The 14,827-nt window shown below is 73.6% G+C and carries 12 protein-coding genes; 6 read left to right on the top strand and 6 right to left on the bottom strand.

Annotation, left to right across the window (positions count from 1 at the left end; translation table 11 throughout):
* Window positions 1-5: 5 nt before the first annotated feature.
* From ABD832_RS05515 to ABD832_RS05495, 5 genes are all read right to left on the bottom strand, one after another.
* A complete protein-coding gene (locus ABD832_RS05515) occupies window positions 6-1,406 on the bottom strand; it encodes a DUF58 domain-containing protein (RefSeq protein ID WP_344889305.1) in 1,401 nt (466 codons plus the stop codon).
* Between the two features lie 3 nt (window positions 1,407-1,409).
* Window positions 1,410-2,381 (bottom strand): AAA family ATPase, encoded by a 972-nt coding sequence (locus tag ABD832_RS05510; RefSeq protein WP_344889301.1) that lies wholly within the window; start codon window positions 2,379-2,381, stop codon window positions 1,410-1,412.
* A gap of 269 nt (window positions 2,382-2,650) precedes the next feature.
* Entirely contained in the window at window positions 2,651-3,745 is a 1,095-nt protein-coding gene (locus ABD832_RS05505; RefSeq protein WP_344889298.1) for a DUF4350 domain-containing protein, read from the bottom strand.
* A 167-nt stretch (window positions 3,746-3,912) separates the two neighbouring features.
* Window positions 3,913-4,584 carry a DUF4129 domain-containing protein gene (locus ABD832_RS05500; protein WP_344889295.1) on the bottom strand — a complete coding sequence of 224 codons (672 nt, stop codon included), beginning with the start codon at window positions 4,582-4,584 and terminating at the stop codon, window positions 3,913-3,915.
* Window positions 4,581-5,963 (bottom strand): DUF7847 domain-containing protein, encoded by a 1,383-nt coding sequence (locus tag ABD832_RS05495; RefSeq protein WP_344889292.1) that lies wholly within the window; start codon window positions 5,961-5,963, stop codon window positions 4,581-4,583. The genes ABD832_RS05500 and ABD832_RS05495 overlap by 4 nt, the downstream gene beginning before the upstream one ends.
* A gap of 340 nt (window positions 5,964-6,303) precedes the next feature.
* Between ABD832_RS05495 and mtrA the strand changes: the two genes are divergently transcribed.
* The 6 genes from mtrA (at window position 6,304) to ABD832_RS05465 (ending at window position 13,409) form a co-directional block, all read left to right on the top strand.
* Complete coding sequence (mtrA, locus tag ABD832_RS05490) at window positions 6,304-6,981, top strand: MtrAB system response regulator MtrA (protein ID WP_030907316.1); 678 nt, start codon at window positions 6,304-6,306, stop codon at window positions 6,979-6,981.
* Window positions 6,982-7,005: 24 nt separating this feature from the next.
* Window positions 7,006-8,745, top strand: a complete 1,740-nt coding sequence (gene mtrB / locus ABD832_RS05485) for an MtrAB system histidine kinase MtrB (RefSeq protein ID WP_344889287.1) — start codon at window positions 7,006-7,008, stop codon at window positions 8,743-8,745.
* Between the two features lie 34 nt (window positions 8,746-8,779).
* Window positions 8,780-10,570 carry an LpqB family beta-propeller domain-containing protein gene (locus tag ABD832_RS05480; protein ID WP_344889284.1) on the top strand — a complete coding sequence of 597 codons (1,791 nt, stop codon included), beginning with the start codon at window positions 8,780-8,782 and terminating at the stop codon, window positions 10,568-10,570.
* 143 nt (window positions 10,571-10,713) lie between these two features.
* Window positions 10,714-11,418: a ComF family protein gene (locus tag ABD832_RS05475; protein ID WP_344889281.1), complete on the top strand. Its 705-nt coding sequence runs from the start codon at window positions 10,714-10,716 to the stop codon at window positions 11,416-11,418.
* Window positions 11,419-11,938: 520 nt separating this feature from the next.
* Complete coding sequence (gene hpf, locus ABD832_RS05470; protein WP_344889278.1) at window positions 11,939-12,610, top strand: ribosome hibernation-promoting factor, HPF/YfiA family; 672 nt, start codon at window positions 11,939-11,941, stop codon at window positions 12,608-12,610.
* Window positions 12,611-12,704: 94 nt separating this feature from the next.
* Entirely contained in the window at window positions 12,705-13,409 is a 705-nt protein-coding gene (locus tag ABD832_RS05465; protein ID WP_329090540.1) for a response regulator transcription factor, read from the top strand.
* 153 nt (window positions 13,410-13,562) lie between these two features.
* Here ABD832_RS05465 and ABD832_RS05460 read toward each other — a convergent pair whose 3' ends face one another.
* Window positions 13,563-14,750, bottom strand: a complete 1,188-nt coding sequence (locus tag ABD832_RS05460; protein ID WP_344889273.1) for a winged helix-turn-helix domain-containing protein — start codon at window positions 14,748-14,750, stop codon at window positions 13,563-13,565.
* Window positions 14,751-14,827 lie beyond the last annotated feature (77 nt).

Here is a 14,827-nt window from a genome sequence, read left to right as displayed (position 1 = left end):
GGGTCTCAGAGCCGTCCGGCCGCCTTCAGCGCCAGGTAGGCGTCGGCCAGCGCGGGGGCGAGCCGCTCGGGGGCGGCGTCCACGACCTCCACGCCCTGCGCGCGCAGCAGGGCGGTGATCCTGCGCCGCCCGGCCGCCAGGTGTTCGGCCGCCGCCGCGCCGTAGACCAGCTCGGAGGTGCCGCGCCCGGCCGCCATCTCGGCCACCTGCGGGTCCGAGACCGCGGCCAGGAGGACCAGGTGCCGCGAGGAGAGCCGGGGGAGCACCGGCAGCAGCCCCTCCTCCAGCGCGGCCGGGTTGAGATCGGTCAGCACCACGACCAGGCAGCGCCGCCTGGCCCGTGACAGGACGGCGGCGACCATCCCGGCCGAGTCGGCCTCGACCAGCTCGGCCTCGATCGGGGCCATGGTGGTGACCAGCGAGGAGAGCAGCTCCGCGCGGCCCGCGCCGGAGACCCAGGCCCGTACGGCCCGGTCGTGGGCCATGAAGTCGACCCGGTCACCGGCCCGCGAGGCCAGTGCGGCCAGCAGCAGCGCCGCGTCCATCGACCAGTCCAGGCGGGGCCAGCCGGGCACGACCCGCGCCTCACCGGCGGGACCGGCCCGGCCGGCCCGCTCGATCCGCTCGGCCCGCTCGGTGACGGCCGCCGTGCCGGACGGCGGGATCGGGGAGATGCCCACCCTGCCCGCGGAGGTACGGCCGGTGTCCAGCACGATCAGCACCCGCCGGTCGCGCTCGGGCCTCCAGGTGCGCACCACGACGTCGGCGCGGCGCGCGGTGGCCCGCCAGTCGATCGAGCGGACGTCGTCCCCGGCCACGTACTCCCGCAGCGAGTCGAACTCGGTGCCCTGCCCCCGGACCATCGAGGGGTGCTGCCCCTCCAGTTCCCTGAGCCTGGACAGCTTGGCGGGCAGGTGCTTGCGGCTGAGGAAGGGCGGCAGCACCCGGACCGACCAGGGCACCCGGTGCGATCCCTGACGCGCCGCGACGCCCAGCGGGCCCAGTGCCCGTACGGTCACCGTGACCGCCTCGCGGTCGCCCCTGCGGGTGGGCGTGAGCGTGGTGACCAGGCGGCGGCGCTCGCCCGGGGGCACGTCCAGCGGCAGGTGCCGCGGGGTGGCCCCGGCCGAGGGGGGCCAGGCGTCCCTGAGCACGCCGCGCACCCGGCGCGGTCCGGGGTTCTCCACGATCAGCTCCACGGTGACCGACTCGCCGAGCCGTACCAGCCGCTCGCCCGACCGGGTGAAGCGCAGCGGGCGCACGCTCCCGGCCAGCAGCAGGTCGACCACGACCAGCGCCGCGATCAGCAGTGTCACCCCGGCCACCGCGGCTCCCGGAGCGGGCGCGAACAGCACGGCCAGGGTTCCCAGCAGGGCCAGCAGGGCGGCCCGTCCCGTCAGCGCCATGGGTCAGCGGGGGACGGGGACGGAGGCGAGGATGGCGTCGATGAGGCCGTCGGCGCTCGCACCCTCCAGCTCGGCCTCGGGCCGCAGCTGGATCCGGTGCCGCAGCGCGGGCCTGGCCAGCGCCTTGACGTCGTCGGGCGTCACGTAGCCGCGGCCGGACAGCCAGGCCCAGGCGCGGGACGCGGCCAGCAGCGCGGTGGCGCCACGCGGCGAGACGCCGAGCCGGAGCGCGGGCGACTGGCGGGTGGCCCTGGCGATGTCCACGATGTAGCCGAGCACCTCCGGGCTCGTGTGCACCCGGCCTACCGCGGCGCGTCCGGCGGCGAGGTCGGCGGCGCCGGCCACGGCCCGGACGTGCGACAGGTCGCGCGGGTCGAAGCCGAGCGCGTGCCGCTCCAGCACCGCGATCTCCTGGTCGCGCGGCGGCAGCGGGACGGTCAGCTTGAGCAGGAACCGGTCGAGCTGGGCCTCGGGGAGCTGGTAGGTGCCCTCGTACTCGACGGGGTTCTGGGTGGCGGCCACGATGAACGGGTCGGGCAGCGCGCGCGCGTCCCCCTCCACGCTGATCTGGCGCTCCTCCATCGCCTCCAGCAGCGCGGCCTGCGTCTTCGGGGGCGTGCGGTTGATCTCGTCGGCGAGCATGAGGTTGGTGAAGACGGGTCCCTCGCGGAACTCGAACTCCGAGGTCTTCGCGTCGTAGATCAGCGATCCGGTGATGTCGCCGGGCATCAGGTCGGGGGTGAACTGCACCCGCTTGAAGTCGAGCGAGAGCGCCGCGGCCAGCGTCCTGACCAGCAGGGTCTTGGCGACGCCGGGCACGCCTTCGAGCAGTACGTGTCCCCGGCAGAGCAGCGCGATCACCAGGCCGGTGACCACGGCGTCCTGGCCGACGACCGCCTTGGACACCTCCGTCCTGAGGGCCGCCAGCGCCTGCCGCGCGGCGTCCGCCCCCGGCACCTCCGGTGCACCCTGCACGCCCGGTCCCTGCACGCCCGGTGCGGTCTGTACGCCCTGCGTGCCCGGTGCCCCCTGGGTCCCGGGCGCCCCGGGCGTCGTCGGCGCCGCGGGTCCGTGCGGTGCTCCAGGTCCGTGCGGTGCTCCGGGCGCGTTCGTTGTCCCGGGTCCGTGCGGTGCCCCAGGCGCGTTCGTTGTCCCGGGTCCGTGCGGTGTCCCGGGCGTGCCCGGTTCGGGCCCGGCGGGGGAGGAGACCGTCGCGGCGAGATCGCCGTTCCCCGGTGGTGTGGTCACGACTTTCCGACCTGCCTTTCCACGAAGTCCATGTATGCGGCCAGGGCCACCAGCCCGGCCTCGTCGGCCGGCGGCGGCCCGTACAGGGCGGCGCCGATGTGCGGCGCGGCCTGGCCGGTCCGTTCGGCGATCGCGTTCACCAGGGCGTCGGCCCCCGCCCCGGAGGGCAGTCCGAGCCGGGGGGTGACCCGGTCGGTGAAGCCCTCGCGCAGCGCCGCGGCGGCCCGGTCCCGGGCCCGCCTCGCCCGGTACAGCCTCGCACGTCCCTCGACGGTCTCGGCCGCCCTGACCACGACGGGCAGCCGTTCGGTCACCACCGGGCCGAGCCTGCGGCCCCGCCACAGCGCCAGCAGCAGCACCGCGAGGAACAGCTGCACCACGGCCCAGCTGACCCCCTCGGGGACCAGGTCGTAGAACCCCGCGGGCCCGTCCGCCGGCGGGCCGGTCTCCGGGACGGTCAGCCAGATCAGGGTGGGCCTGGCACCGGCGAGGTTCATCGCCAGCGCGGCGTTGCCGTCCTCGGCGAGCCGGAGGTTGGTCATGAACGCGTCGTCGCCGGTCACGGTGACCGTCCTGCCCCCGGTGGAGCGGGAGACCAGGGTGGGGCGCCCGCCCGAGGGGTAGCAGCCGACGGCCCCGGCCGGTGCGACATAGGTCATGCCGCCGACGTGGGCACTGCCCGCCCTTGTCGCGGCCGGCAGCCCGCAGCCGGGTTCGCGGGAGCGTACCCGCGCCTCGCGGACCAGGGTCACGTCCGGCGCGAGCAGCCGCAGGTGCCGGCCCACCCCTGCGAGCAGCAGGTCGCCGGGGACCGCGGCGAGCCGTCCGGCGTCCCCGGCGGTGAGCGGGAAGGCCGAGGTCACCAGCAGCGTGCTGCCCGCCGGTCCGGCCCGTCCGGCCTGGGCGGCGGCCTCGGCCACCGAGGTGACCGGCAGCACCCGTACCCCCTGGGCCTGCAGCAGCCGGGCCAGGCCCCTGCCGCCGGACAGGGAGGCGTCGGCCGGGTCCAGGAGCCTTCCGCCCTGGCCGGAGCCGCCCAGCAGCACACCGGCCACCGCGCCCACGACCACCACCAGCGCCACCAGGAGCATGCCCCTGCCACCGCGCCACAGACCGGCGGCGGTCGGGGAGACGGAGGTCGTGGCAGCAACGGAGCTCGCGGAGCCCTGGGACGGCGTGACCGGTCCCGGGGCGGCGGGGCCGGATCCGGGCGAGGGAGGCGCGGGGGCCGCATCGGCCCGGCCGGGCGCGGCCGGGCTCACGGCGCCGCCGTCGGTGCCGCAGGCGTGGCCGCGACCGCCGAGGGACGGGCCGCCCGCAGGTGCTCGTCGAGATCACGCATGATCCGGTACGCCTCGGGCGTGCCGGGCACCTCGCCGTAGGTCACGTCGTCGAACACCCGGGCCGCCACGGTCAGTTCGGCGGCCAGCGAGGGCAGCGCGCGCCCGGCCTCGGCGGCCAGCTCCCCGGCGGTGCGGCCGGGGGCGACGTCGACGATCACACGGTCCTCCAGGTCGCGGGCGACGGCCCGGAGCCGTTCCCGGACCGCCTCGGCCCACCTGCCCTGTTCCGCCAGCCGCTCGGCGGCCTCGCGGTGCTCGGCGGCGGTGAGGCGGCGGTCGCCGAAGACCCCCCCGGTACGCGCGGTGCCGCTCCGGGAGGTCCTGCGGGCGACCAAGAGCAGGGCGACGACGGCGGCGACCACGATCGCGACGAGGGCGGTCCGCGCGGCCACGCTGCCGACGACGCCGATGGCGTCCTGGTCCAGCAGGTCCCCGAAGAACTGGTCCATCCACCGGGAGAAGCGGTCGAGCGAGGACTCCCTGGCGTACTCCGGCCCGCGCAGTTCCCCGGAGGCCCGGCGCCGGGCCTCCTCGCGGTCGATGCCGACCGGGGGCGTCAGGGCCGGGAGCGTCGGCAGGGAGGTCACGGGGCTCCCCGGTCCGGCCGCTCCTGCCCGGGGAACAGGCCGGGCGCGACGGACGGGTCCCACAGGTCGTCGGCCGAGGCGTGCACCCAGCCCTGTCGCTGCTGCTCGATCGCCCCGGTCTGCAGCACCAGGTCGAAGGCCTCGACACGCATCCGCCGGTCGGCGTAGAGCAGGCCGTTGACCGCGGCCTGCAGGGGATAGGTGATCATCGAGCCGAGGGTGACCCCGACCGCGATGAGCACCGCCGTGAGGATCTTCGAGGTGAGGGAGCCGTCGCCCAGGACGCCGAGGAAGGTCCCGCCGAACACGAAGGGAAGGGCGAGCGCCTGGCCGATGAGGAAGGCGATGATCTGGGTGAGGATCAGGATGCCCAGGGTCCGCCAGAAGCCGCCCGTGATCAGCTGCCAGGACCTGCGCAGCGAGTCGACGACCCCGCGCCGCTCCAGCACCGCGGCGGACGGGGCCAGCGCCAGCCGGGTGCTGAAGAACATGGCGTAGGCGATGAAGACCAGCAGCGCGAGCACGCCCGCGACGCCCGTCGCCGCGTACCCGGCCCCGGTCGCGGCGAGCGCGGCGAAGAGCCCCACGATCAGCAGGATCGGGACGAGCATGATCAGCAGGGTGACGCCCACCAGCCCGAACAGGGTGGGCACCCGGCCGCGGGTGCGCGCCCAGGCCTCGCCCGCCGTCATCCTCCCGCCGAAGACCGCGCGGCCCAGGATGGCGGTGATCACACCGGTCAGCAGCGTGACCGCGACGAACTGGACGCCGTAGGAGATCAGGGTGCCGCCGTAGTCGGCGAAGAAGCCGGCGTCGGGCACGTCCGTCGCGCCGGGGTCCTGGACGGCCGCGCCGATGGAGTCCAGGGCGAGCGTCTGGGATATCGCCAGCGGGATGGCCGCCAGCGCGGCGGCGATCGCCGACAGGCCCAGGACGCTCTTCGGGTTGGAGCGCATCAGCTTGATCGCGCCGTCCAGAATGTCGCCCAGGCCGAGCGGGCGCAGCGGGATGATCCCGGGCCGCATCGCCGGGGGCGGCCCGCCGTAGGGCTGCTGCCCGTACTGCTGCTGCCCGTAAGGGGGTTGACCGTAGGGAGGCTGCCCGTAGGGAGGCCCGCCCTGGGGAGGCTGCCCGTACGGCTGCTGCCCGTGGGGCGGTCCCTGCGGGGGCGGTGCCTGCCCGTACGGGGGCCAGGGGCCGGGGGCGGACTGCGGCGCCGGTCCCTGGGGCGGGGCCGGGGAGGCGCCGGGGGTCGCGCCGGGGGCGGTCCACGGCGATCCCGGGGCGTCGCCGTACGGCGGAGGTTGGCTGGACGCCCAGCCCGGGGGAGTGCCGGGGGCGTCGGGAGCGCCGGGAGTGGTGCCGTGACCGTCTGACATATCCCAATCCTGGCATGTGGACACGCCGTTCGTGGTGACCGGGCGATCACGTACCCGTTTCGCTCCCGGAGATCGGCGGAGATGCCGGAGAGATGGCCGGGACACCGCCGTCTGCCGCAGACTGGGACCGTGGTCATCACCGCCCGGTGTCCGCAGTCGCCGGGGCAGGGGGCGGCCGTGCGGGGGCATCACTGTCCGCTCCGCGTCGTGTACGCCTAATATTCGTCATTCGGACGCCCGGTCATCGACCGGTGTCATCCAGTAGGCGGACGAGGGTAATCTTCGACCACCGAGCGGTTTATCCCATTACTCCCGAACTGCGTAAACCGAATGAGGGGCCATGAAAGGACGCGTGCTGGTCGTCGACGACGACGCGGCTCTCGCCGAGATGCTCGGGATCGTGCTGCGCGGGGAGGGTTTCGAGCCTTCCTTCGTCTCCGACGGGGACAAGGCGCTCGACGCGTTCCGCGACACCCGGCCGGACCTGGTCCTGCTCGATCTGATGCTGCCCGGTGCCGACGGCATCGACGTCTGCCGGCGCATCCGGGCCGAGTCCGGGGTGCCGATCGTCATGCTGACGGCCAAGAGCGACACCATCGACGTGGTGCTGGGGCTGGAGTCGGGGGCCGACGACTACATCGTCAAGCCCTTCAAGCCCAAGGAGCTCGTCGCCAGGGTCCGCGCCCGGCTGCGCCGCACCGACGAGCCGACGCCGGAGATCCTGCAGATCGGCGACATCACCATCGACGTGGCCGGGCACTCGGTCAAGCGGGAGGAGGAGACCATCAACCTCACCCCGCTGGAGTTCGACCTGCTGGTCGCCCTGGCCCGCAAGCCGCGCCAGGTCTTCACCCGCGAGGTCCTGCTGGAGCAGGTCTGGGGCTACCGCCACGCGGCCGACACCCGCCTGGTCAACGTGCACGTCCAGCGGCTCCGGGCCAAGATCGAGAAGGATCCGGAGCACCCCGAGATCGTGGTGACGGTCCGCGGGGTCGGATACAAGGCCGGACCGGCCTAGCCGCGGCTCCCCCCGGACCCCGTGATGCCCTCCGCACCGAAGAGACGCCGTCGCACCCCGCGCCAGCTGCTGCGGGGTGCGCGGCGGCGTACCCGGCGCGCGGCCGGGCGGGTGCGCCGGATCTTCTGGCGTTCGCTCCAGCTGCGCGTGGTCACCAGCACGATGGTCATCTCCATCGTGGTCGTCGCCGTGCTCGGCGTCTTCCTGATGCAGCAGATCGTCAGCGCCACCCTGGAGAACAGGGAGATCGCGGCGAAGAGCGAGGCGCAGGCCGACAGGAACGCGGTGCTCGGCTATCTCAGCCAGCCGGCCGCCGAGACCGCCAAGCAGCCCGCGGACTCGGGGCAGGCGCTTCCCGGGGCCGGGGACACCCCGCTCGGCCAGGCCACCGCCGCCCTCGCCCGCCGCGCGGGGTCCGCCAGCCGGTACTCGGTGATCATCCGCAACGAGACGCGGCCCGGGGAGTTCTACGGGACCACGAACATCGACCCGCTCAGCATCCCGGCCAGGCAGCGCGAGGAACTGTTCAAGAAGGAACCCGGCGAGGAGACCACCTGGTACACCCCGCTGCACTACCTGGGTCAGCGGGAGACCGTCCCCGGCATCGTCATCGGCACCCGGCTGGACACCTTCGGCACCCCCCTGGGCTCCTCGTACGAGATCTACCACCTGGTCCCGCTGGAGCGGGAGGAGCTGATCCTCGCCTCGGTGCAGCGGATGCTCGTCCTGGTCGGGGCGGGGCTCGTGCTGCTGCTGGCCGCGATCGCCTCGCTGGTCACCCGGCAGGTCGTCACGCCGGTCCGGCTGGCCAGGCAGGCCGCCGAACGGCTGGCCGCCGGCCGCCTGGACGAGCGACTGAAGGTCCGCGGCGAGGACGACCTGGCCCGGCTGGCCGCCTCCTTCAACGACATGGCCGCGAACCTGGCCCTCAAGATCCACCAGCTGGAGGAGCTCTCCCAGGTCCAGCGCCAGTTCGTCTCGGACGTCTCGCACGAGCTGCGCACCCCGCTGACCACCGTGCGGATGGCCGCCGACCTGCTCTTCGACGCCCGCGAGGACTTCGATCCGATGGCCGCCCGGTCGGCGGAGCTGATGCAGAACCAGCTCAACCGGTTCGAGGCGATGCTCGCGGACCTGCTGGAGATCAGCCGCTACGACGCGGGCGCGGCCGACCTCGACGTCGACTCCGTCGACGTCAGGGACGTGGTGCTGCGCGCCGTGGCCGACTCCGAGGCGCTGGCCGAGCGCCACTCCACCCGCTTCGACCTGCGCCTTCCCAGTGAGCCCTGCATGGCCGAGATGGACAGCCGCAGGGTCGAGCGGATCCTGCGCAACCTGCTGTTCAACGCGATCGAGCACGGCGAGGGCCGCGACGTGGTGGTCTCGGTCGCCGCCGACAGGGACGCGGTGGCGGTGGCCGTGCGCGACCACGGGGTGGGCCTGAAGGCCGGCGAGGAGAACCTGGTCTTCGACCGCTTCTGGCGGGCCGACCCGTCCCGGGCCCGCACCATCGGCGGCACCGGCCTGGGCCTGGCCATCTCCCGCGAGGACGCGATCCTGCACGGCGGATGGCTGCAGGCGTGGGGCGCGCACGGGGAGGGCTCGCAGTTCCGGCTCTCCCTGCCCCGGGTGGCCGGGGCGGTGCTGCGGGGCTCGCCGCTGCCGCTGGTCCCGCCGGAGGTGGAGATGCGCCGCACCTGGCGCGGGCAGATGACGCCGGTGCTGTCGCCGGCCGCGAGCGACGGGGGACGGGATGCCGACTAGGGGCGGCCCGCGGCCGATTCCGCCGCGGCCCGGGATGCCGGCGGCGCGGGGAAGGATCGCGCGCCGGGCCGGGGCGGTGCTCCTGGCCGTGGTCACGGCGTGGGGGACGGCCTCGTGCTCGGTCATCCCCACCGGCGGCAAGTCCGTCGTGTCCGTCGACGACGAGCGCAAGGGGGACCAGCTGGGCGACCCGTACGCGCGGGTCATCGCCATGCGGCCCAAGGCCGGCTGGTCGCCCGAGGAGGTCGTCACCGGGTTCCGCGCCGCCATGGCGAGCCTGGACGACCCCGGCTTCGGCATCGCCCGCGAGTACCTGGCCGCCGACTTCGCCGCCAAGTGGAACCCGGGCAGCGGCGTCACGGTCTACCGGCAGGGCGCGTACGAGAGGTTCGCGCCGCTCAGGAACGGGGACAGGCAGGCCCAGGTCACGCTCAAGGGCACCAAGGTCGCGACCATCGACCCGGACGGCCGCTACCGGCCGGGCGGCGGCCCGCTGAACGAGCCCTTCACCCTCTCCATGCAGGCGAGCGGGGAGTGGCGGATCAGCTCGGCCCCGGACGGGCTGCTGCTGTCCGAGGCCGACGTCGCCCGCGGCTACCTGCCGGTCGACCTGTACTTCCTCGACGCCCGGCGCAAGGCGCTGGTGGCCGACCAGGTGCGGGTGCCCATCGACCCGGGGGCCAACTTCGCCAAGACGACGGTCGAGCGGCTGCTGCGGGGACCGAGCAGCTCGCTGAAGGACGCGGTGCGCACCGCCTTCACCGGTGTCCGGCTCCTCGACGTCACCACCGAGAACAACCGGGTCGTCGTCGACCTCGACGACAGGGTGCCCGCCGACCTGATCGACCCGATGTCGGCCCAGCTCGCCGCCACGCTGTCCGCGCTCACCAAGGGCGGCCTGGGCTTCGAGGTCAAGGTCAACGGCGAGTCCTACCACCCGGACGCGCCGCTGCGCATCGACGCCCAGAAGCAGGCGAGCTTCGACTCCTGGCTGGCCCCGGGCACCGTCGAGCCGTTCTACCTCTCCGGGGGCGGTCTGCGGCTGCTGGGCAAGGAGAACACCGGGCAGCCCGTACCGGGCAGGGCCGGGCAGAAGCAGCAGGGCGACCACCCGCCGGCGATCAGCGGGGAGGCCGAGAGGCAGGTGGCCGAGCTGTCCCAGGAACGCACGGACATCTCGGTCGCGCCGATCGCCGCCGGAGGCGAGTGGCGGATCTGGGTCACCGGGCACTCCCTGGCCCCGCCCGCCTGGGACCGCTACCACACGCTCTGGGTGGTGGACCGGCCCAACGACCACACCTCGATCGTGAGCCGGTACGAGAGCGGCGGCAAGCGCCACCACCGGGTGCAGGCCCCCGACCTGGAGACGGTCTTCGTCAAGTCGCTCAAGGTCGCGCGGGACGGGGTGCACGTCGCGGTGATCGTCAAGGACGGGCTGGGCGAGCAGGTCCAGGTCGGCACGGTGATCGGCGAGAAGGACCGCACCCGCATCACCAACCTGCAGACCGTGGTGCACAGCGAGGCCGGCCGGAAGATCGAGGACATCGCCTGGAACGACGGCACGACCCTCTACGTGCTCACCGGCACCTCGGAGCTCCTGGAGGCGTCGGTCGCCGCCGAGCCCGTCTCGCTGGGCACCGGCTCGCGGATCAAGAGCATCACCGCCCTGGACGGCAGGCTGCTGGCCGGGGCCGAGAACGAGCAGGGCGAGCGGCAGGTCTTCTACTGGACCTCCACCAAGTGGGAACCGCTGGTCAAGCACGAGAACGGCTCGACCGACTTCCTGGAGAACGGCCCCTCCTTCCCGGTCTTCCCCCTGGACTGAGCGCCGGGGTGGCCCCGGAGGCCCCCGGGCCTCCCGGCCCTGTCGCGTCCGGGCCGCGGGCGGGTGCCCGCCGGTCCGCGCGGGACTCCCGCCGGTGCCCTGGGCTGGGCTTTTTTGTCGGTGCTGTATGGCACGGTGGATTCGTGACGACCGCCATGCTCGACCTGATCCTGCCGCCCCGCTGCGCCGGATGCGACGCGCCGGGCGCCCTCGTCTGCCCCCGCTGCGCGGCGGAGCTGCACGGGGAGCCCGCCCGCCGCACCCCCGACCCGGCCCCGCCCGGCCTGCCGGACTGCTGGTCGGCCGCCGAGTACACCCCCGCCGTACGGCGGGCGATCATCGCCTACAAGGAGCGCGGGCGCACCGCCCTGGCTCCGCCCCTGGCCGGGGCCCTGGCCCTGGCCGTCGCCACCGCGGCCGGTGAGCGGCCGGTGCTGCTGGTGCCGGTGCCCAGCGCCCGCCCGGCGCTGAGGCGCCGCGGGCACGACCCGACGGCCCGGCTCGCCGAGCTCGCGGCCGGTTACCTCCGGGAGGCCGGCTGGCCGGCGACCGTGGCGCGGGTGCTCGCCCAGCGCCGCCGGGTCGCCGACCAGGCGGGGCTCAGTTCTCTCCAGCGGGCCGCGAACCTCTCCTCGGCCTTCACGGTCGCGGTCGGCCGCAACGCGCCCGTGCCGCGTTCCTGGGGCGGCACGGAGGTCATCGTGCTGGTCGACGACGTCGTCACCACCGGGGCGACGCTGGCCGAGGCGGCCAGAGCGCTGCGGGAGGTGGGCGTGACCCCCTCGCTGGCCGCCACGGTCGCCGCGACACGCCGGAGAACACGATCCGAAGATCGTGACCCTGGGTGAGGTCCGCGCCGTGACGGTTCCCTGACCCCGCGGCCACACCTCGCTGTCCTCGACGCGCCGTCGGCGCTGCTCATCGCCGGGGCCCGGAACGCGGCCCGGCCGCTCCACCGCCCCCGGGCAGAGCCTTCCCCGGGCCCGGACCGGGCCGCGGGCTACGCAAAGTGATCCTTTGATCGGCCGCCGTGCTGACATTCGGCCTGGATACGGATAGCGTCTGAGCCATGGCACCCGCTCGGGTCCGTGGTTGCGCCGGACCGACCTCCGAAACGAGGCCGGCCCGGCTAGCCGATGCCAGCCGCAGGCGAAACGGTCCACGTAAGACGACTTCTCGTCGATCGATCACGGTGCGGCTTAGAGGTAAGTCCTGCCTTCCCAAGGAGCCAGATGTTCCTTGCCAGGAGAGAAGGGCATGTAGTGGCAAAGAGCTGCGAAACCCTCAGCAGGCGGATGTGGGGACGAAGACCAGGTCGGCCGAGCGGGTGTCGCAATACCACCGTCGAGATTCGAAGGGGGGCTGTGCATGGAGATCATCGTCAAGGGTCGGCACACCGGAGTGAGTGACCGATTCCGTGACCACGTGAACACCAAGCTGGCCAGGATCGAGCGTTTGGACCACAAGCTCATTCGCGTTGACGTGGAGGTGTCCAAGGAACGTAATCCGCGCATCGTCGACCAGCGTGAGCGGGTCGAGCTCACCATCCACTCACGTGGTCCCGCGGTCCGGGCGGAGGCCTCGGCCGACGACCGCTTCGCCGCCCTTGACATAGCGCTCGGCAAACTCGAAGGACGGCTGCGGCGCCTGGCCGACCGCCGGAAGATCCACCACGGCAACCACTGCCCTCCCTCGGTCGCCGAGCTGACCGCCGGCGCGCTGGCGGAGTCCCTGGAGAGCGACCCCGGCGCGCTGCTCACGAAGCAGCCCGAGGCCGAGACCGAAGTGGACAGGAACCGGGAGGACGACGTCCCCGAGGACGAGGCGCTCATCCCGATCCAGATGGACGGCGACGGGCCGCTGATCGTCCGGGAGAAGTCCCACCAGGCCGAACCGATGACGATCGACCAGGCGCTTCTCGAGATGGAGCTGGTCGGGCACGACTTCTACCTGTTCCGTGACAAGGAGAGCGGGCAGCCGAGCGTCGTGTACCTGCGTCAGGGGTACAACTACGGCGTGCTGCGGCTCGTCGAACCCTGACGGCCGCGTTCGAAGATCCTCTCCGACCAACCGAGGACCACGAAACCCGTGTCATCATGGCGGTCCACCGGCTCTGGCCCCCCGAGGAGGAGGCGTGACGGAACCCGACGACGCAACCGGCCCGACCGGGCGTGGTGAACCGATCCGCGTGCTGATCGTTGACGATCACGCGCTGATCCGCCGCAGTCTGGAGATGGCGCTGGCCGCCGAGACGGACATAGAGGTTGTCGGCGAGGCGAGCGACGGTCAGGAGGCGGTCGAGCTCGCCGACCGCCTCACCCCGGACGTCATGCTCATGGACGTCCGGATGCCACGCAGGAGCGGCATCGAGGCCACCCGCGAGATCAAGGCCTCGGTGCCGAGCACGCGGATCATCATGTTGACGGTGAGCGACGAGGAGGAGGACCTCTTCGAGGCGATCAAGGCGGGGGCCACCGGCTACCTGCTGAAGAACGTCCAGCTCGACGAGGTCCCGGAGGCCGTGCGCGGCGTCCACGAGGGTCAGTCGCTGATCAACCCGGCGATGGCCGCCAAACTCATCAGCGAGTTCGCCAACATGAGCCGCAAGGAGGCCGAACGGCCCCCGCAGCTCCCCGTCCCGCGCCTGACCGAGCGGGAGATGGAGGTCCTCCGCCTGGTCGCCAAGGGGATGAACAACCGCGAGATCGCCAAGCAGCTGTTCATCTCGGAGAACACCGTGAAGAACCACGTCAGGAACATCCTGGACAAGCTTCAGCTGCACTCCAGGATGGAGGCCGTGGTCTACGCGGTCCGTGAACGGATGCTGGAGATCACCTGACCTGCCGCCGACGCGGTGAGCGCCCCGGCGTTCACCGCGTCGGCGCCGCCCGGCCCGGAGCCCTGTCCGGCCCGGAGCCCCGTCCGGGCTGTCCGGCTCTGGGCGTCCGATCCGGGGTGCCTGGTTCGGGGTGCCCGGTCCGGGATGCCTGGCTCAGGGTTCCCGGTTCAGCGCGTCTCGCAGGGGACCGGCGAGCGCCGCGTCCACCCGGTCGACGCGGACGGTCTCGCAGCCGACCCACCCGGCCGCCTCCCGGAGCGCCGCGGCCAGCGGGGCCGCGCCCCTGGCCGGGGTGACGCCCGCCTCCAGGCTCACCTGGCGGGCCACCAGCACCGAGCCCTCCCGGGCCGGGTCGACCCGGCCGATCAGACGCCCCCCGGCCAGGACCGGCATCGTGAAGTAGCCGTGGACGCGCTTCTCCCGGGGCACGTACGCCTCCAGGCGGTGGTTGAAACCGAAGACCCGCGCGGTGCGGGCACGGTCCCACACCAGGGAGTCGAACGGGGACAGCAGGGTCGTGCGGTGACGGCCCGAAGGGGCCGCCTCCAGCGCGGCCGGGTCGGCCCAGGCGTCGGCGGCCCGTTCCGGCCACCCCGGGACGCGGACCGGCACCAGCCCGGTGATCCCCTCGGCCAGGCACCTGTCCAGCAGCGACGCCTCGGGCGCCTTGAGACGCAGGAAGTCGACCAGGTCGGCGCGGGTGGCCACCCCGAGCGCGCGCCCGGCCATCCCGGCCAGGCGGGTGACGCACTCGGCGTCGGAGAGGTCCTCGGCCAGCAGGTCCGCCGGGACCGCCCGTTCGGCCAGGTCGTAGACCCGCCGCCAGCCCACCCGGCGTGTGCAGACGACCTCGCCGGTGTCGAGCAGCCACTCGATGGCGATCTTGGAGTCCGACCAGTCCCACCACGGGCCGCCCTTCTTGGCGCCGCCGATGTCCGCGGTGGTGATCGGGCCGTTCTCGCGGACCAGGTGCAGCACCTTGCCGACGCTGTCGGGCACCTCGTGCCAGCGGAACCTCCTGGCCCGGAAGTACCTCCGGCGGAAGGCGTACAGCGGCCAGTCGCCGATCGGCAGGATGCACGCGGCGTGACACCAGTACTCGAACGCGCGGGCGGGCTCGTCCCAGTAGGCCCGCTCGACCGCCGCCCGGCCCACGGCGCCCAGCCGCGCGTAGGCGACCAGCTCGTGAGAGCGGGCCAGCACGGAGATCGTGTCGAGCTGGACGGCTCCGAGCCGGCGCAGGGTCGCGGGGACTCCGCCGCGCCGGGCCTGCGCGCCCAGGAACCCCTGGGCGTGCAGGATCACGCGGCGGGCCTCGTCGGGGGAGAGGGAGAGCTTCATGAACCGCCCCTGGGGAGACAACACGTCGTACGGCCAGAGGCTAGCGCCTCACACCGACGAAAACCCTATGCCGGTGT

Source organism: Streptosporangium longisporum, assembly GCF_039534895.1.
Lineage (GTDB): Bacteria > Actinomycetota > Actinomycetes > Streptosporangiales > Streptosporangiaceae > Streptosporangium > Streptosporangium longisporum.
The sequence above is the reverse complement of the archived record's forward strand: the minus strand, read 5'-3'. Positions and strand labels throughout refer to the sequence as shown.